General features: G+C 68.5%; 12 protein-coding genes. 7 read left to right on the top strand and 5 right to left on the bottom strand.

Features of this window, described 5'->3' with window-relative positions:
• Positions 1–42 precede the first annotated feature (42 nt).
• From D3230_RS10430 to D3230_RS10415, 4 genes are all read left to right on the top strand, one after another.
• Positions 43–1,452: an APC family permease gene (locus D3230_RS10430; protein WP_337249155.1), complete on the top strand. Its 1,410-nt coding sequence runs from the start codon at positions 43–45 to the stop codon at positions 1,450–1,452.
• A gap of 88 nt (positions 1,453–1,540) precedes the next feature.
• Positions 1,541–3,166 (top strand): amidohydrolase, encoded by a 1,626-nt coding sequence (locus D3230_RS10425; RefSeq protein ID WP_202344974.1) that lies wholly within the window; start codon positions 1,541–1,543, stop codon positions 3,164–3,166.
• A gap of 38 nt (positions 3,167–3,204) precedes the next feature.
• On the top strand, positions 3,205–4,620 hold the full coding sequence (locus D3230_RS10420; RefSeq protein ID WP_337249154.1) for an APC family permease: 1,416 nt from the start codon (positions 3,205–3,207) through the stop codon (positions 4,618–4,620).
• Between the two features lie 204 nt (positions 4,621–4,824).
• Entirely contained in the window at positions 4,825–5,589 is a 765-nt protein-coding gene (locus D3230_RS10415; protein ID WP_202344973.1) for an apolipoprotein A1/A4/E family protein, read from the top strand.
• A 13-nt stretch (positions 5,590–5,602) separates the two neighbouring features.
• On the opposite strand, the gene D3230_RS10410 is transcribed toward D3230_RS10415, so the two are convergent.
• Entirely contained in the window at positions 5,603–6,439 is an 837-nt protein-coding gene (locus D3230_RS10410) for a biotin--[acetyl-CoA-carboxylase] ligase (protein ID WP_202344972.1), read from the bottom strand.
• A 235-nt stretch (positions 6,440–6,674) separates the two neighbouring features.
• Here D3230_RS10410 and D3230_RS10405 point away from each other — a divergent pair, with 235 nt between their 5' ends.
• From D3230_RS10405 to D3230_RS10395, 3 genes are read left to right on the top strand one after another with little or no spacing between them, the layout of a single operon-like run.
• A complete protein-coding gene (locus D3230_RS10405; RefSeq protein ID WP_202344971.1) occupies positions 6,675–8,276 on the top strand; it encodes a carboxyl transferase domain-containing protein in 1,602 nt (533 codons plus the stop codon).
• Positions 8,273–8,623, top strand: coding sequence for a hypothetical protein (locus D3230_RS10400; protein ID WP_337249153.1), 351 nt, complete (start codon positions 8,273–8,275; stop codon positions 8,621–8,623). Before D3230_RS10405 ends, D3230_RS10400 begins: the two co-directional genes overlap by 4 nt.
• Positions 8,624–8,650: 27 nt before the next feature.
• Entirely contained in the window at positions 8,651–9,337 is a 687-nt protein-coding gene (locus D3230_RS10395) for an NUDIX hydrolase (RefSeq protein ID WP_202344970.1), read from the top strand.
• Here the strand turns inward: D3230_RS10395 and D3230_RS10390 are convergent.
• The 4 genes from D3230_RS10390 to D3230_RS10375 are packed head-to-tail and all read right to left on the bottom strand — an operon-like array spanning position 9,327 to position 19,094.
• Positions 9,327–12,029, bottom strand: coding sequence for a LuxR C-terminal-related transcriptional regulator (locus D3230_RS10390; protein WP_202344969.1), 2,703 nt, complete (start codon positions 12,027–12,029; stop codon positions 9,327–9,329). The genes D3230_RS10395 and D3230_RS10390 overlap by 11 nt on opposite strands.
• A 43-nt stretch (positions 12,030–12,072) precedes the next feature.
• Positions 12,073–13,026, bottom strand: coding sequence for a class C sortase (locus tag D3230_RS10385; RefSeq protein ID WP_337249152.1), 954 nt, complete (start codon positions 13,024–13,026; stop codon positions 12,073–12,075).
• A gap of 21 nt (positions 13,027–13,047) precedes the next feature.
• Positions 13,048–14,589 (bottom strand): SpaH/EbpB family LPXTG-anchored major pilin, encoded by a 1,542-nt coding sequence (locus D3230_RS10380; RefSeq protein ID WP_202344968.1) that lies wholly within the window; start codon positions 14,587–14,589, stop codon positions 13,048–13,050.
• Between the two features lie 50 nt (positions 14,590–14,639).
• Positions 14,640–19,094, bottom strand: coding sequence for a DUF7927 domain-containing protein (locus D3230_RS10375; RefSeq protein WP_202344967.1), 4,455 nt, complete (start codon positions 19,092–19,094; stop codon positions 14,640–14,642).
• Positions 19,095–19,210: the final 116 nt, after the last annotated feature.

Below are 19,210 nucleotides of genomic sequence, written 5' to 3'. Positions count from 1 at the left end.
CTGTTCATTTATGACCGATCGATCCGCATCAAAGGAGATCCAGTGAGTCAAGCAGCCACACGAAACGGCCTCAAACGAGAACTCGGCTTGGGAGGCCTCGTCCTGTTCGGCCTCGCGTACATGGCCGTGGCAACGGTGTTCACGACGTACGGAATCGTGAATCAGATCACCGAGGGCAAGCTCCCCCTCGCCTATGTCGTCGCGCTGCTCACCATGCTCTTCACCGCCAACAGCTACGCCGCGATGGTGCGCAAGTACCCGGTCGCCGGATCCGCCTACACGTACACGCAGCAGGCCTTCGGCGGCGGTGCGGGCTTCCTCACCGGCTGGGTGCTCCTGCTCGACTACCTCTTCATCCCCATGATCAACTTCATGATCCTGGGGCTCTACGTCAGCACGCAGTTCCCGAGCGTCCCCGCGGAGCTCGTTTCGCTGATCACCCTCATCGCCGTGTTCATTTTCAACGTGCTCGGCATCACCCTCGTCAACAAGCTCAACATCGTCATCGTCAGCATCTCCGGCGCCGCGATCATCCTCTTCGCCGTGTTCGCCATCAAGACCGCGATCGCGGATCCGACGGCCCCCGGACTGATCGACCCGTTCATCCCCGGCAGCGCAGGCTTCAGCCCGATCTTCACGGGGGCCGGGATCCTCGCGCTCTCATTCCTCGGCTTCGATGCCGTCTCCACGCTCTCCGAAGAGGCCAAGCACCCCCGCCGCGACATCCCCCGCGCCATCATCCTGACCGCGCTCATCGGCGGCGCGCTGTTCATCTTCGTCTCCTGGGTCGGTGCCCGCGCGTACCACCTGGACGACTGGAGCCAGGCACCGCGCGAACTGCTCGACGCCGCGGGCGTGGTCCTCGCCCACCACGTCGCCGGCGAGTGGCTGGGCATCCTGTTCGTGGTCTTCACCGTGGCGGGCTGCTTCGGATCCGGCCTCGCCGGCCAGGTCTCGGTCTCACGCATCCTCTATTCGATGGGCCGCGACGGCACGCTCCCAAAGCCGCTCGGGATCCTCTGGAAGCGCTTCGGCACCCCGGTCGTCGCCGCCGGCACCGTGTCGGTCTTCGCGCTCGCGAGCCTCTTCCTCACCCTGGAGCAGGCGGCGTTCATGATCAGCTTCGGCGCGCTCGCCGCCTTCGCCATGGTGAACCTCTCCGTGATTCGCGTGCACCTCTTCCCGCGGCGCGGAGACGAGGCACAGCGCTCCGCCAAGGACCTGATCCTGCGCGGCCTCTTCCCGCTGATCGGCTTCGCTCTGACCATCTGGCTCTGGACCTCGCTCGAGTCCATGACCTGGATCGTTGGCGGAATCTGGTTCGCGATCGGCCTCCTCATTCTCCTGTTCAAGACGAACTTCTTCCGCAAGCCCGTCCCCCGCATGGATTTCTCCGAGGGGCCCGAAACCTCGGTCGTCGACGCCATGGGCGAGGCGACCCCCTTCAAGTAATCTGACGGGAGCCGTCCACGGCCCCGCACCCATCACCGGCGACCGCCACCGCGCGGCGCCACCACCGAGTAGCGAAGGACGCAGTCACATGAGCACCACCGTATTCACCGGCGGCACCATCCTCGTCGATCCGAATCCCGCGGGCCCCGCCCGCACCAGCGACGCGATCGCGTTCCGCGACGGCCGGGTCGTCGCGCTCGGCACCGAGGCCGCCGCGCTCGCCGACGCGCCCGGTGCCGAGGTTGTCGATCTGGCGGGCGGCACGCTGGCACCCGCCCCCGGCGACGGCCACGCGCACCCGATGCTCGGCGGCGTCGAGGCGCTCGGCCCGGCCGTGCGCCAGGCAGCCGACCTCCAGGGGATCCTCGACGCGGTCGCCGAGTGGAAGGCCGCGCACCCCGACGCCGAGTGGATCGTCGGGGCGAGCTACGACGCCACCTTCGCGGAGGGTGGGCTGTTCGACGCGCGCTGGCTCGACGAGGTGACGGGCGACACCCCCACGATCCTGCGCGCCTGGGACTACCACACGGCATGGGTGAACTCCGCCGCTCTGGCGGCCGGCGGGATCACCGCCGACACCCCGGATCCGCACCTCGGCCGGATCGTGCGCCGCGCGGACGGCAGCCCCCTGGGCACGCTGCAGGAGTCCGCCGCTAACAACTTCCTCGCCGACGTCGTGCCGGCGTTCCCGCTCGCACAGCGCCTCGACGCGATCGAACGCGCCACGCGCAACTACGCCGAACTCGGCATGACCTGGGTGCAGGACGCCTGGGTGGAGCCCAGCGATATCGAGGTCTACCTCACCGCGGCGCAGGCCGGGCGGCTGCACACGCGGGTGAACCTGGCGTTCCGCGCCGACCCGGTGCGGTGGCGGGAGCAGCTCGCCGAGTTCGAGGCGGCACGCGCGAGCGTCCGAGACCTGGGCGCGGAGCGGCTCTCCGGCGAGACCGTGAAGTTCTTCCTCGACGGCGTCGTTGAGAGCCACACCGCCGCGCTGCTCGCCCCCTACGCGGATCGCAGCGACGACTCCGGGCTGCCGAACTGGGAGACCGCGGAACTGAACGCTGCGACGGCCGCGTTCGACGCGCTCGGCTTCCAGCTCCACCTGCACGCCATCGGCGACGCCGCGAACCGCAGCGCTTTGAACGCCCTGGAAGGTGCCGCGGCGCAGGATCCGGAGCGCGAGCGGCACCACGTTATCGCGCACGTCGCCGTGCTGGACCCCGCGGATGTCGACCGCTTCGCGCAGCTCGGGATCATCGCGAACTTCGAGCCGTACTGGGCGCAGTGCGACGCCGTCATGCGGGACCTGACGATCCCGCACCTGGGCCAGCCGCGCGACGAGTGGCAGTACCTCATCGGTTCGGTCCACCGCAGCGGCGCGACCGTGTCCTTCGGCAGCGACTGGCCCGTGACCACGATCGACTGGCGGCCGGCGCTCGCGACCGCGATCACCCGGCACGACCCGACGGACCCCACGGCAACCGCGTGGCTCCCCGAGGAGCGCGTCGACGCGGCGACGGCGTTCGGGGCATACACCACGGGCATCGCGCGGCAGGCCCTCGCGGCGGAACGCCGCGGCACGCTCGCCGTCGGCCAGGACGCCGACGCCGTGTGGCTCGCCGACAACCCGCTCGCCATCGCGCCCGAAGCCATCACGGGACTCGCCGTGCGCGGCACGTGGTTGGCCGGAGCACGCACCTTTACCCCATAATTCCAGTAACACTGCTGCACAGAGTCAAGGGAGACATCGTGAGCACATCCACCCAACCGCAGATGAAACGGTCGCTCGGCCTCGTCGGGCTCACCCTGTTCGGGGTGACCTACATGACCGTGATCACCGTGTTCACGACCTACGGGATCGTGAACCAGGTGACCGACGGACACCTCCCGGCCGCCTACATCGTCGCGGTCGTGACGATGCTGTTCACCGCGGCCAGCTACGGCGCCATGGTGCGCCGCTATCCGGTCGCGGGCTCCGCCTATACCTACACGCAGCAGTCCTTCGGGGGCGCGGCGGGCTTCCTCACCGGCTGGGTGATGCTGCTCGACTACCTCTTCATCCCCATGATCAACTTCATGCTGATCGGGATCTACCTGAACACGCAATTCCCGGGGATCCCGGTGTGGGTGTTCACGCTCGCCGCGCTGCTCCTCGTGCTCCTGTTCAACATCCTCGGGATCAACCTGGTCAACAAGGTGAACATGGCGATCATCGCGCTCTCCGTGGTGCTCGTCGTGATCTTCATGGTGCTCGCCTTCAAGCACGCCCTCGGCGGCAACACCGAGATCAGCCTGATCGAACCCTTCACCTTCGGTGAGGGCGGCATCGGCGCGGTCGCCTCGGGTGCCGCGATCCTCGCCCTGTCCTTCCTCGGCTTCGACGCGGTTTCGACGCTCTCTGAGGAGGCCAAGCGGCCCCGCAAGGACATCCCCCGCGCCATCGTGTTTGCGACGCTGCTGGGCGGCCTGTTCTTCATCCTCGTGTCCTGGGCCGGAGCCGTCGCCTACGCGCCGGACTGGGCCGGATTGAGCGACGCAGAAATCGAGGCGGCGGGTGTCACCGTCATGAACAACATCGGCGGCGAGGCGTTCACCGCGTTCTTCGTGGCCGTGTACGTGGTCGGCGCGTTCGGATCCGGCATGACCGGCCAGGTGTCGGTGTCCCGCATCCTCTACGCCATGGGCCGCGACGGCATGCTTCCCCGCCCGCTCTCCCGTCTGCACCAGCGCTTCGGCACGCCGATCGTCGCCGCGATCGTCGTGTCGGTGTTCGCGCTCTCGAGCCTGTTCCTCTCGCTCGACACCGTGGCGTTCATGATCAGCTTCGGCGCGCTCGCCGCGTTTGCGATGGTGAACCTCTCCGTGATCCGCACATACCTCTTCCCGAAGGGTGGGCGTCGGGAACCGCTCACCGCCCGATCGGTCCTGGTCCACGGCGTCGCCCCGCTCATCGGTTTTGCGCTCACCATCTGGCTGTGGACCTCCCTTGAGGCGACCACCTGGCTCGTGGGTGGGATCTGGTTGCTCGTCGGCGTGGTGATCATCGGCCTGGTGACGCGCGGGTTCAGACGCCCCGTACCGAAGATGGACTTCACGGAGGGCGACCCGACCACCCAGCAGATCGACGCCCTGGGCGAGGAGTACCCGCTCGAGGGGACGCGCTAGCCCGGCGGAACGGTGTCGCGCGAGTTACCCAGGGTGGGCCTGGAGCACGCAGGTGCTCCAGGCCCACCCCTGCGTCGCTCACAGGCGCACCTTTCGAAGGCTTATCCACAGTTCCCCGCAACTGAGGACTTCGTGCTTTCGCAGCCCGTGTTCAGCACGTAGTGTGGGGCGCATTCGAGCAGCCACGCACCGATCGGAGGCACCGTGGACGCGCCATCACTCATCCCGCTCATCTCAGCGGTCGCCGCGGTCATCGCAACGACCCTGGTGGGTCTCCGCACGATCTCGCGGCAGGCCGAACAGCGAGCTGACGCGCACACGGCGCAGATCCGGGGACTCGATACCCGGCTCACCGCGCAGATCAGCGCCGTCGACACCACACTCACGGACCGAATCGACGGGCTCGACACACGACTCAACGGGCGAATCGACAAGCTCGACACCACACTCAACGGCCGAATCGACAAGCTCGACACGACGCTCAACGACCGAATCGACAAGCTCGATGCCAAAGTCGACGCGTTGGACACGAAGCTCACCGAGCGAATCAACAAGCTCGACACCACACTCACCGAGCGAATCAACAAGCTCGATGCCAAAGTCGACGCATTGGACACGAAGCTCACCGAGCGAATCAACAAGCTCGACACAACACTCACCGACCGAATCAACAAGCTCGATGCCAAAGTCGACGCATTGGACGCGAAGCTCACGGCCCGAATCGAGAACGTCAACTCCAGCCTCACCGCCCGGATCGACCACTTCAACACCACCCTCAGCACCCGAATCGACAGCCTCGATACCAGGCTTGCCCAGGAGTCCCATGATCTTCGCGCAGAGCTTAGCTCGGGTCTCCTCCGGCTCGACGACCGGCTGTACGCGATCATCACCAGGCTCAGCGAGCCGAGTGATGATCAGGGACGCACGTCGGAACACCCGGACCGGAACGGGCGTGCGGTGCCGGGGTAAGGCACGCGCAGGGTTAGGGCACGCGCAGGTGTTCCACATCCCCAGCGGAGACCGTGAGGACCCCGCCAGTGGGCAGGTCCACGATGAGCGCACCATCGTCGGCGAGCGCCCTGGCCCTCCCGTCAACGACCTCATCCCCCGGCAGGTGGACCCGCACTTCGGTGCCGAGCGTCAACGAATGTCGAGCCACTCGGGCGCGCGCGGCGGCCGGCTGCGTCTCAGCGAGTGTCAAGAGCTCCCGCAACGCGGTGACGTAGTCGGCGAGGATCGTGTCCGCGAGCGCCGTGCCGGCCGGTTCGAAAAGGTTCTCCACGCCGTTGACGTCCGCGCCCGCGGCGAGCAACGAAGACGCCCGATCCGTCGGCAGCTCCTCCTCGGGGATCAGGAGGTTCAGCCCCGTCCCGACCACCACCGCCCCGTCCGGAAGCAGCTCGCACAGGATCCCGCACAGTTTCTGCCCCGGCCGCCCGGCGATCGCGTCGTCCTCGTCGCGCACGTGAACATCATTCGGCCACTTCACGCCGACGCGTCTGTCGTCGCCAAAACGCCGCTGCAGCGCGGTGGTCATGGCGGAACCGACGAGCAGCGGGAGCCAGCTCAGGCCCAGCCCCACCCGCGTGCCCGGGCGGCGCACCAGCACTGAGATGGCGAGCGCCTGCCCGGGCGGCGTGACCCAACCGCGATCCAGCCGGCCCCGGCCCGCCGTCTGGTCCGAAGTCAGAAGCATGGTGCCATCGGCCAGCGGCGACTGCGCGCTCCGCGCGAGCTCGCGCAGCTCCGCATTTGTCGAGGAGGAGCTCTCCCGCCAGATCACTCGCGGCAGCAGTTCGGCGGTGCGCGTTAGGTCCATACCCCCACGCTATACCGCTCGGCCGCGGCTGGCCCCGCGGGCCCGCCTGACCGGCCACGCGGCTGCCCGCGCGTCTGGCCGCTCCCCCTCGCGACGCATCGCCGACACGGGCGGGGCACTCCGGCCGGCACGCCTGGGTGCGGGCGGCATTTGGTAGGGAAGTGACGAAGGATCCGGCATTCCGTTGGAGAGGTTGGGAGGGTACGGGCATGGGCTCCGCGCTAGGCTGGCATCCGTGACTGCAGAAAACGCCACCCCAGCGACCCCGGCCACCACCGCGGGCCGTATCGCCGACCACCGCCGCAAGTACCAGGAGGCCGTGGGCGATCGCGATGCCGCGGCCGCGGCGAAGCAGCACCCCCGCGGCAAGATGACCGCGCGGGAGCGGATCACCGCGCTGCTCGACCCGGGCTCGTTCGTTGAGTTCGACAAGTACGTGAAGCACCGCAGTGTGGGCTTCGGCATGGAGAAGAGCCACCCGTTCGGCGACTCGGTCGTCACCGGCGCGGGCACCATCCACGGCCGCCAGGTCGTGGTCTACTCGCAGGACTTCACCACCTTCGGCGGCTCGCTCGGCGAGGTGGCCGGCGAGAAGATCGTGAAGGCCATGGAATTTGCGCTCAAGACCGGCGCACCCGTGTTCGGAATCCTGGACTCGGGCGGGGCACGCATTCAGGAGGGCGTGGTCTCCCTCTCCAAGTACGCGAATATCTTCCGCTTGAACACGATGTGCTCGGGCGTGATCCCGCAGATCTCGATCGTCATGGGCCCGTCGGCCGGCGGCGCGGTGTACTCCCCGGCACTCACCGACTTCGTGATCATGGTGGACAAGACGAGCCACATGTTTGTCACCGGCCCCGACGTCATCAAGACGGTCACGGGCGAGGAGGTCGGCTTCGAGGAGCTGGGCGGCGCGCTCACGCACAACAAGACCAGCGGCGTCTCCCATTACCTCGCGAGCGATGAGCACGACGCGCTCGACTACGCGCGCGCCCTGATCAGCTACCTGCCGGACAATAACCTGGCCGAAGCCCCGGTGTACGACAGCGACACGGCGCTCGAGATCACGGATGCGGATCGCCGCCTCAACACGCTGATCCCGGACAGCCCGAACCAGCCCTACGACATGAAGACCGTCATCGAGGGGATCCTCGATTCGGGCGATTTCCTCGAGGTGCAGCCGCTGTTCGCCCCGAACATGCTCATTGGCTTTGGCCGTGTTGAGGGGCGCACGGTCGGCATCGTGGCGAACCAGCCAAACCAGATGGCCGGAACGCTGAACATCGACGCGAGCGAGAAGGCCGCGCGATTCGTGCGGTTCTGCGACGCGTTCTCGATCCCCATCCTCACGCTCGTCGACGTGCCCGGCTACCTGCCCGGCACCGATCAGGAGCTCCAGGGCGTGATCCGCCGCGGCGCGAAGCTGCTGTACGCCTACGCTGAGGCCACCGTGCCGCTCGTCACGATTATTACGCGCAAGGCCTACGGTGGCGCGTACATCGTGATGGGGTCGAAGCAGATGGGTGCCGACTTCAACATCGCGTGGCCCACCGCCGAAATCGCCGTCATGGGCGGCTCCGGTGCGGTCAACATCCTGTACCGCAAGGAGCTCGCGGCCGCCGCCGAACGCGGCGAGGACGTCGAAGCGCTGCGCGCCGAGCTCACCGCGAAGTACACCCAGGACGTGACGAGCCCGTTCCTCGCCGCTGAGCGTGGCGAGCTCGACAACGTGCTGGAGCCCGCGGGAACGCGTCTTGCGGTGATCAAGTCCCTGCGCGGCCTGCGCGGCAAGCGCACCGAGCAGCCCGCCAAGAAGCACGGCAACATTCCACTGTGAGCGCCGTGCAGACTCCGAGCAGCGCCGAGTCTATCGCTGTCTCAGTGCGTGAGGACGCGGACCTCGCCGAACTCTCCGACGGCCACCTGCCGCCGGACGCGGCCGCCCGCGACGCCGCGAAGCGCGAAGAACTCGGCCCGCAGGACGACACGATCCGCGGTGAGGACATTCACTTCGTGACCCGGCAGGTGAGCGCCGAAGAGCGCGCCGCCGTGATCGCCGTGCTCACGCAGGTCCGTGCGGAAGAGTCCCAGCAGATGAAGCGTGTGGCGCGCCGCGACCGCGAGCCGTGGGCGCGCTCGCAGCGTGTGCCCGAGGGGATCTCGGACCTGCTCGCGGAGGGATAACCCCGGCGGACCGCTAGGCTGACGGCTATGGACCGGTCAGTTGCCGCTGCGCAGGAGGAGCTTCGGGCGCTCATGGGGCGTGGACTCCGACTCCAGTTTCCGCCCCAAGGCGCGCTTGCGGATGCGCCGCTTCGGCACTCCGCGGTGCTCATCCTGTTTGGCGCGCTGGATCGGAAGCCCGCCGTCGGCGGGGCCACGACGGTGCCGCCGGAACTGGACGTCTTGCTCACCCGGCGTGCCGACAGGATGCGGCATCACGCGGGGCAGATTGCGTTCCCCGGCGGGGGCGTCGAGGCCGGGGATGCCGACGCCGCGGCGACCGCGCTGCGCGAGGCCCAGGAAGAGACCGGGCTGGAGCCGGCGGGGGTTGAGGTCCTGGGGATGTTGCCCGAGGTCCACATTCCCGTGAGCAACAATCTCGTTACCCCCGTCGTCGGCTGGTGGCGGTTGCCGAGTGCCGTGGCTGCCGATCATTCGGAGTCGGTCGAAGTGTTCCGAACCCCGGTCGCCGAGCTGCTCAGCCCTCGCGCGCGCGGCACCTCGGTCCTCACTCGCTCGGGGTATCACCATCGGGGTGCCGCGTTCAAGCTGGGACCCCAGTTCGGCTCCCGCATCGTGTGGGGGTTCACCGGGATCCTGCTGGCGACCCTGTTCGACGAGCTCGGCTGGTCTGAACCGTGGGATGCGGGCCGAGAGTTTCCCGTCAGGCCGTAGCCGCGACGCCAGGCATGCGGGGCGCGGTGATCGCCGGCACCGGGTCGACGATGCCGATCTCGCGGGCCCGCACCGCGGCCGCTTCGCGCCCGGCCACCCGCAGTTTTCGATACACGCTCCGCAGGTGAAACTTGACGGTGTGCGGCGTCACGAACAGCGATTCTGCGATGACGGGGAGCGGCGCGGAAGACTCGGCGATGGCCTCGAGAATCCGGAGTTCGGCTTCGGTCAGTGACGCGTACGGCTCACAGCGGCTCGACGCGGGGAGATCCCGAATGACGCGCGCGAGTGTCGCGGGAAGCGGTTGCGGTGACGCCTCGGCGAGCTCGGTGAGCGTGTCGTAGGGGATGAGTTCGAGGCCGCTGTGGGTGCCGTGTTTGGTCATCGCCTCTGCCGCAGCCTGAAAGTCTCCCGCAGCGGCGTGAGCGTCCCCGAGCGACCAGTGGGCGGCGGCGCGCACGAGCCGCGCCGCGATCCGCAACCAGGTGCTGGCGCGACCGTTGAGCAGCGCCGAGCTTTCGGCCACCGCCGCGGCGTCGTCCCCGCGGAGGAGAGCCAGGCGCGCCCGGCCCAGGATGCCGTCCGGGAATCCCTGGGGCAGCGTTGCCAGCCGATCCCAGGACTCCCGGTAGTTGCCGTGCGTGGCGAGGACCTGCGCGGCGTAGGCTTCAAGCACCTGTTGCGGGTCGTTCCGGTGCGGGTAGAACCGCTTGGCCTCACGGATCCGTGCGTCGAGCCCCGCGATCGCGGCGAGGTTGCCGTCGCGCTGTCGCACGATCTCCGCTTCGGCCAACGCAAGGTACGGCCACTCGATCAGTGTGGCGTGCGGTTGTGTCACCGTGGCGAGAAGATCGGCCAGCTGCGCCGGATCCGCCGCCTCCGCGGCGATCAACAGGCGCGCGACCGTGACGTTGAGGCTGGCGCGTGCGCCGTGCCCGTCGGGCAGGAGCTGGGTGAGTTCCTCAGCGGCGGCGAGCACGCTGCGCGCTCGAGCCGTCTCTCCATTGATCGCAGCGACCACCGCGATCCCGGTGTACGCCCGGTACTGCTTCGCTTCCGCGTCGAGCAGTTCCGCCCACTCCGCCGCGCGTTGAAAGCAGCGGGCCGCAAGTCTGAGATCGCCTGAGGTTTGTCCGGTCTCGGCGATGGTCGAGAAAATGAACGGTGTGGCCAGATGCAGCGGCGTGAAACTCACGCCGGCCGCGCTCGCCGCGTAGCCCTCCAGGAGTTCCCGTTCGAGCGCACGCGCCAATTCGAGCGCGCGTCCGTCATCGTCGAGCCGTTCCACCGCGACCAGGATAGCCCGCGTTGGGAAGTACCGTTCAGGATCCTCCGGGTGCACGTGCTGGGCAACGCCGACGCGGAGCGCCTCACGCATGTCCGTTGCCTCATCGACCGTGCAGTTGGCGTTCCAGATCTCTGAGAGCAGGAAGGCCCCGAGCAGAAAGGGGTGTGCGGTGAGGTCGTCGATCGGGATGCCGTGTAAGGGTTCGAAAACCTGGCCGGAAACGCCGATGCGTTCGGGAAACACGGTCGACAGTGCCCGGCTCGCATCCGCGTACTCGCGCAGCGAGAGCAGAGCGCGGATGCCCTGCTCGGGTTCGTCGTGGCTCAGTTCGATCGCGTGCTGGTGCTGCAGTTGCCGAGTCTCGGTCGCGCCGAGCTCGCGCCGGGCGCGACGCCGCAAGGCCGTGGCGAAGCCGGGATGACAGCGGAGGCGGGCGCCGCCCGGGTACCAGTGGAGCGTGCCGAGGCCGAGCTCGCAGATGCGGTCCACGATCGAGGCGGTTTCGGCGTACGCCAGTCCGATCGTTTCACTGAGCAGCTCGATGCTCACGCGATCGCACACGGCGGTGATGTACAGGGCGCGCTGCCCGAGGGCGGAAAGCGAGCGTTCGGTGTAGTCGGTCACGAAGCGCTCACTGAGCGCGTCGAGGTCATCCACGGTGGCCCCGTCGGTGATCGCATTCAGCAGAAGCCTGACCGCATAGGGCCAGCCGCCAGCCCCCACATGAATCTTGTCCACGAGCCGCTCGCTGCTCAGTCCGAGGCGCGCACCGAGGGCGCGTGAGTCTTCGACCGTGAAGGCGAAGTGTTCGTCGCTGCACACCTGGACCGTGCTCCGGGCGGCGACGAGCGGACCGTCGAGCGCGGCGAAGCGACGGGACAGCACCGTGAGGTGGAGGTGCGCGCTGAGCTCAGGGAGCTCTGCCAGTTCCAGGTCGAGCGCGGGCCGAGTGAGACGCTGATAGTCGTCGATGATGAGCATGGTCGGGCCCGTGAGCCGGGTCACGGCGCGGTGTGCGGCGGTACGCTCGTGGGCGACGACAAAGCGTGCGGCGCTGCCCTGCGCGGCCCCACGCTCCTCACACGCTTCTTCGCCGGTGAGCGCCTCACGTATGGCCCGCCACAGCTCTCCCGGGCCGCTGCCGGCTTCGGGCACGCGCACCCAGCAGACCCGGAGGTGCGCAAACGCGGGACTGCGCACCCACTGGCTCGCGAGCACGGTCTTCCCCATGCCCGCGGGGGCAGAGAACAGGGTGATCGGGGCGATGAGCTGCGGGAAGAGCCGCGCGCGCTCGATCGCGGTGAACCGCTGCTGCGGAATGCTTCCCCCGGGTCGCGGCGGGGTGAGGGGAACGGGGTCCGCGGCGGGCATCGCCAATGATGTACCTGTGTGTTCACTTGCCATAGACCATCCCCCGAAGTCTCCACCTTCAGGATAACCCACGGCGCTAGAGTGTGCCGCCCCCAGGTTCGTCCACTGCGCTTGCACCTGTCGCCGCCAGCCGACGTCGTGTCCGGGCCCGCTGCTGCAGGATGAGCGCGCCGCTCGTCGCACCAGCACCGCCGAGCAACGCCAGAATCCACCACGGGAACCCAGCGCTCAACTCGTCACTGTGCAGCGCACCCGAGTCGGCCTCGGGTCCCGGCACACGCTCACCTCGCACGAGGAGGCGGTGGCTATTCACGCCGATCGGTGAACAGGTAATGAGGGTGACCATGTCCTTCCCCGCTTCAATGCGGAGCGAGTCAGTGTTATCGGGAAGAACGTTCCGCACCGAACGAACCTCGTAGTAGTGCTTCTCCCCGAGCACTTCCACGGAGAACGTATCCCCCACGCGAGCGCCGTCGACGAGCGGGGTAAACAGCCGCGCGTTCGCAAGACCGGAGTGCGCGGTGAGGACGGAGTGGGTGGAGGGTCCGCCCACGGGCAGCGAGGAGCCGTAGAGGTGGCCGGCGCCCTTCGAGATGACCTCATCGGAGGTACCGTGTGACAGCGGCAGGGTGATCCCGAGCGACGGGTAGCTCACCGCGCCGATCACCCCGCGGTCGCTCACTCGGAGAATCTGTTCGTAGGCCGCGTACGCCTCGTCTTCTTCTTCCGGCCCGACCGGGGCGCTTGAGTACGGATCGCGCAGCAGTCCCTGCGGCATATGTGCATTGTAGGCGTCAGCGAGCAGCAGCTCTTCGGCGCGAGCGGCCGGGTCGATATCGGTGACCTCCTGGCGGTAGCCGGTGATCTCCGAGTTGTGGTTGCGGGACGAGAACCAATCCGCGGCAACCGGATAGAGCAGGATCGCAAGTCCGATCGTGATCACGAGGACGACGAGCACGGCATCGCCGCGCCCGCGCTTCCGACCGCCCCGTAGGGTGGTCGGAAGCGCGGGCGCGGTCGACGTCGTCACGAAAGGATCCCCTGAACGCGCTTATGCGGCGCGATCCGCCTTCCGGCGGCGCAGCAGCATCGCGATGCCGCCGCCGATGACCAGCAGGCCCGCGATGGTGAACATCCAGGTCCCCGCCGCGCCCGTGAGGGGCAGCTCGAATCCGGCGTTCTTCGGAGCGTTCTCGACAGTCAGCGCCTCCACGGCGGTGCCGCCCGCGGTGACGGTCGTGCGGATCGGTTCGGCGAGGAGCTCGTACCCCTTCGGTGCCTCGACCTCAACGATCCAGTAGTAGCGGTAGTCGTCCGCGCTGGAGATCTCCGCACCGTTCACGAAATCGCTGACGTGCAGGCCGGAGATCCGAACCGTGCCGTCGGCCGCCGTCTCGAAGGTATCCACGCCGTTGATCGCCACCGGCTTGGCCGCTGCGGTACCGGCCTGCTTTGCGTCGGCCTCGGAGGTGAAAACCTGGAACTTGGCACCGGCGAGCTTCGCCGCGGCGTCCTGGGTGGAGACCTTGCTGATGAGCACGTCGCCCCAGCGACTCTCGACCTCGGGGGTCACGACCGGGCCACCCGGCTCGCCGGGCTTCACCTCGAAGGAGTCCTTGTTGGGGAACACGACGGCGGTGTTCGTGATCTTGCCGTCACCGATGGTGCCATCCGCGAGCGAGATCACCGTCGTGGTCAGCACCACGCGCACCTTCGCCTGGGGGTCCGCGGCGGCGGTGCCGAGCTTCACGAGGCCGGGGGCCTGGAAATCGATCGTGACGGTGTTGCCGACGGTGTCGACGAAGTAGTCGGTGCCCTCGACGAGCGCGGGGCCTGCGGTCAGCGAGACCTCGGTCTTCGTGAGCGCCAGACGCGCGTCGAGCTCGTCAACCACGCGGTACCCGGTCGGTGCCGCGAAGCTCCCATCGGCGTTCGCCGTGCGGGGCAGGTCGCCCGTGATCGTCCAGCTGATCGCGTCGCCGACCTTGGTCGCGCGCTCATCCTGAACCGACTTCTCGGCCTTCACCGTCGAGTTCTTCGGGTAGACGTGAATGTCGGTGATCCACGCGTCACGCGTGTCGGGGTCCGTCAGCGGCACCGTCACCAGGAACGGTGCGGCCTTGGTCACACCGGCGGGTGCCTGGGTCTCCTGCACCAGGTACATGCCGAGCGGGAGGTCAGCGAACGTCGCGTCGCCCGCCGCGTTCGTGGTCTGCGGCGGGAGCGCGGTGCCCAGCTGAGCCGGCTTGCCGTCCGTTCCGGTGCCCGAGATCCGGGCGGTCGCGGCGTCCAGCGTCAGCCTGCTGGCGGCCTGCCAGCCGGCATTCTTCGTGAGGTCCAGATTCGTGATCGGGGTGACCGTGAAGGTCACGCCCGGAATCGCGGTCAGGCCGGTGGTGTCGCGCACCGCGCCCGTGGACTCGTCGCCCGCGGTTGCAGGCTGCTCGAACTTGTGAATGTTGATGCTGCCGGTGGCTCCGGGATCGGGCAAGCTGCTGGGCGCAGCCTGCGCGGCGGATGCCCCGCCGAAGGCAAGCAGCAGCGCGGTGGCTGCCGCGCCGATGCTGGCGAGAATGCCTCGCTGTCGATTCATGGGTGTTCCTTTCGTGAACGGTGAAACGTTGAGAAATCTGTGCGGCCGAGTCAGGCGGCAGCGCGGGCGCGCAGTGAGCGCCGGATCCACAGCCCCGCACCCAGCGCCAGGAGCGCCCCGCCCGCGATCAGTGTGATCGGCGGGACCCCGCCGGCCATCGGGAGCGGCAGGAGCTTCGGGTCGTAGACCTGCATGAGCCAGCCGGTCGGCATGACACACGCCGGGCCGCCGCCGCTCGGCAGCTTCGTGGGCGCGTCACAGCGCGGCAGGAAGAAATCGTCGACGCGATCGCCCGCGGCGCCATTGAACGAGCGGTCCGCCGGGATCCCGGGCTGGTAGATCCCGAGCTGCCCCTGACCGAGCGGCTGCCCGGCCTGGACGGGTCCCACGTGGAACCGGATCGGCTCGGCGAGCAACTGGTGCCCCTCCGCCGCCTTCGTCTCCACCAGGTAGTAGTCGCCCTCGGGCAGGTTGCTCGCGTGCCAGGAGCCCGGGGCCTGCCCGTCAGAGGCGTCCGTGTGCCGGAAGAATTCCGCGCACTCAGCGTTCTGCGTCACATCGCAGATCGCCTGCGTGGGCCCCCCGTTCGGGGTGTCCCGGATCTCGAATTCCACGCCCTGCAGGTTCCACTTCACGGAGCCAGGGTTGTCCGGATCGGCCGCGGTCGAGTTCTTCTGGATGTGGAAGTAGCCGTCACCGAGCTGGTGCCGGGTCTGGCACCGCTCGTCCTGCGTCACGTCCGTGCCGAGCTCACAGCTCAGCGGCGGGAGCGAGGTCGACGTGCCAGCGACAAAGTTGTCGAACAGCGCCATTGGGGCCGCAGGCACCTTGGACCCATCACGCTGCCACGGCTGCGTCGGATTCACCGGATCTGCCGGGTACCCCACCTGCACGGCGTAACTGACCTCGGCGCGCACAACGCCCTGAGGGATGTCGAACGCCTCGGTGTCGAGCGTCCACGAACCGCGTCGCGGATCCTCCGAGGCCGCGCGACCACTCGGGTTCTGGTGCACCGGTGCGGTCACCACCTCGTAGGGCAGCGAGTCAGGGCCGTCCTGCGCGGCGATGCCGGGGCGCCCCGCGTTCTGCATCACGTTGCCGTCCTGGTCCACCTGCGCGCCCGCGGCGTTCAGGAACCGCACACCCTGCACCTTGGGCACCACCCGGGGAGCCTCGGGGTCCCAGGTGGCGACGCGCATCACCTCAGTGATGTCGTCCGAAAGGTGCACGCCCGCGAGCGGGGAGCCCGAGAAGTTCCGGATCGCCACCGTGTAGTAGACGTTGCCGCCGGTGTGGAGTGACGCATTGTTCGGTGGCTGCGCGGACTTCACGATGTCCCACGCGGGGATCGGGTGCTCAGTGCAGAGCACGTTCTCGCCGGGCTTCGGCGCGCACTCGGTCGGCGGGGTCTTGCCCGCGCTGGTCACAAAGTTCCGCAGCAGGTAGCCGTGCGGTTCGCCGTCCCCCGCCGGTGCCTGGCGCGACTCCGCGTTGGCGTCCGCCGCGAGCACCGTCACGGTGTAGGAGACCGTGCGCTTCGCCCCGGGTGGGACGGCCCCCGTGATCGCAAGCTGTCCGTTCTCCGGGGTGAACTTCCCGGTGATGCCCACGGGAGTGAGCGGGGCGGTCTGCCCCGTGACGCGCGCGCCGTCGCCGTAGCGCAGACTCTTCACGTCCAGCTTCGCGTCGTCGAGCACGTCAGCGAGGTGGTCGACGTGCTTGACGCGCGCCTCGCCACGGCCGGTGTTCTCGAACGTCACCGTGTACGTGATCTGTTGCCCCGCCTGCACCGCGGTACCAGAGGCCGGGTTCGCGGTCTTGGTGATGGCGAGGTTCGGGTGCAGCGGATCGTTCGTGATCGTGCACAGCACCTCGGCACCGGTCACGCCGGCCGCGGTCGGGATCGTGACGTCCCACTCGTGAGCCTGCACCGGCGTGACCGTGAGCGGCTTCTTCGAGCCAGCGGGATCCTGCACGCACGCGAGCGCGCTCTGGTACATCTTGGCGGAGCCCGCGGCGGGGAAGGTCTCGCGGATGCGGTACGTTGCCCCCGCCTCAACGGGGACGTTCTCGATCTTCTCCGCCTGAACGCCGGCCTTCGTTCCGCTCGTCAGCGCCTCGTTGAGAACGGTGCCGCCGCGCAGGAGCTCCAGCTGGAACTGATCGGCGTTCTCGACTCGGTCGATCACGTTCTTCTGCAGCGTCAGCGTCGGGGGCGAGGCGCAGGAGGCGAGATCGACGAGGCTGAAGTTCGAGTTCTGCTGGGGGGTTCCAATGGGCTTCAGTGTGCCCGGCTCCGCAAGGGTCTGTGAGCTCCCCTGTTCCGCAACCATCTTGCCGCTGCCGAGGTAGGCGAGCCCGTTGAACCCACCCGCCTCATTCAGCGGGTTGCGCTGTGGGGTGCTGCTCGAAACGCGAACGCTCTTCCCGCTCTCGAGCTGTTGTGCGGTGAGGCTCCCCACGACCGCCTGGCCGGGAACCGCCGGTTGCCACCAATCTCCGGCCTTCGTGCTGCTGCTGAGCACGAAGTGCAGGTTGCCGTTCGCATCAAACGCGAAATCGCCGTTCCCCCAATAGTTGGTCATCTCGACGGAGGTGGTGATCGTCGCCGTCAGCAATTTGGCCGTTTCCGCCGTTCCCGAGCCCGGCGTGCGGTAGACGTGCAGGGTCGCCTGCTTCTGACCCGTGGCAACGCTGTAATAGCCGAAATAGAAGTCGCCAGACTTCGGCTCAACAGCGCCCGCGACGACGGTCTTTCCGCTGTCGATGTTCAGTTTCTTCGTTCCGACGCGGGTCACGCTCAGATTTCCGCTCTGCCCCTGCGTCGCGCGGAACACGCGCACCTCAGTGTCGGTGGACTTCTGCCCGGTGAACATGAAGTCTCGCGGCGAGCTCATCCCCAGCGCATTCGCGTTCCAGCCCTGCAACAGACTGGACTGTCCGAGCAAGACGTCAGCGTCGTGCCGGGTGATGCGATCCCTGTCGTTCACCGTGTACCGGTGCAGCTTGAAGGTTGTTCCCTGGACCTGGTCGAGGGCGTAAAACGTGTTCGCGTCGCAGGTCGCGGGAGCCTCGGGCTCGACCACGACAGGCGGCTCCGGATCGACCGGGTTCTCGCAGCCGGTCTCCGGGTCGCCGATGAAGGGGAAGGCGTGGAACTCGGATCCCGCGCCGTTGTGGGTGAGGTCGCCCGCGACCCAGTAGCGGCCATTGGCGCCCATGGCGGTCACGGTGGTGGCGGATCCGGGCGTGGGCACGATCACCGAGCCGGGGACCTGGGCACCGGCGACGGTGACCTTCGTGGCGGTCGGGAACGCCCACAGGAGCTGTGTTGCGGCCTGCCCGAACCGGGCATCGCCCATGCTGAGCTGCTGTTTGTTGACCCAGACACCCGAGATGTTGACCGTGGGGCTGGCACCCGTGACGGTGATCACGATGGGGTGGTTCGGTGCGATGTTCGCGCCGAGATTCAGCGCCCACGCCTGCGTGCCGAGCAGGCTCGCGTCGATCACGAACTGGTGCCGCGTGGCGCCCGGGGCACCCGTGAGCGTCAGGAAGCCGCCGGCCTCCGTGGTGACGGTTCCCAGCGCACCGCTGTTCTGATTGCGCTCGACCACCTGGCGCAGCGCGGCGTGACCGCCATCCGCCCACGTGCTGAAGGCGGGGCGTCCGAGGGCCGCGTCCCGGCCGAGCGCGGTCTGCGTGGTGCTACCGGTGTGCTGCAGGGCGATGCTGCCCGAGCCCGTGACCGTGCCGCCGACCCGCACGTGAACCGGCTTGGGCGCACCGGTCGCCGCGTCCACGGTGCCGGTGATCAGCTCGGCCCCGGAGCCGACGGAAACGTTCCCGCCCACGCGCAGCGCGGTGCTGCCCTCGGCCGGGATCAACCCCGATCCGGCACCGACCCAGCCGATGTTGTACTTCGATCCCGCCGCAAACGTCGCGTTGCCGCGCACCACGAGCTGACCCTCCAGCTCCGCACCCGCGGTGCGGGTGTAGTTGCCGCCCACGTAGACGCTGGCGTTGCCGTCGACCGGCGTGGGCTTGCTGGGGTTCGCGGGGTGCACCGTGCCGACGCCGCTCGGCGGCACGCACACGGGCGCTGCCGCGAACGGGGCCGCAGCGAGCGGCGCAGCCGCACCGCGATCCGTCACCTCACCGGGGGTTTCGGGGTTCGGCACCGCAGCGTCCGGGAGCTCCGTCGGCGCGGGCTCCGCGGTGCCACCGGGCTGGCCGGAGGCCGCGTCCGGCTGCGCAGGGGCTTCGATGTCCGCGGGGTCTTCGGGAGCGGTCGGCGGCTCGCCGGCCGGCTCGGAGTACTGGTGCTCGGGCGCGCTGCTGTCGAGCTCCGGCGTGGTCTCTGCCGGGGCGGCCTCCGCGAATGCGGGGACCACCGCGCTCAGCGGCATGATCGCCCCGGCCAGCACCGCGCCAGCGACGATGATGCCCGCGAGACGGCGCTGCGGCTTCCGCAGCGCGCGGCGCAACATCGATCGGTTCTGCATGCTTCCCCCACCGCGGCACTCCGCGGTTCTCCCCGTTGTTCTGTGCGTCGCGGTTTTCCGGCGCACTCCAGCGCGTGCGCGCACACCACAATGGGCCGTGCGGGCACGCCTCAGAG

The organism is Leucobacter chromiireducens subsp. solipictus (genome assembly GCF_016758195.1).
GTDB lineage: Bacteria > Actinomycetota > Actinomycetes > Actinomycetales > Microbacteriaceae > Leucobacter > Leucobacter solipictus.
The sequence above is the reverse complement of the archived record's forward strand: the minus strand, read 5'-3'. Positions and strand labels throughout refer to the sequence as shown.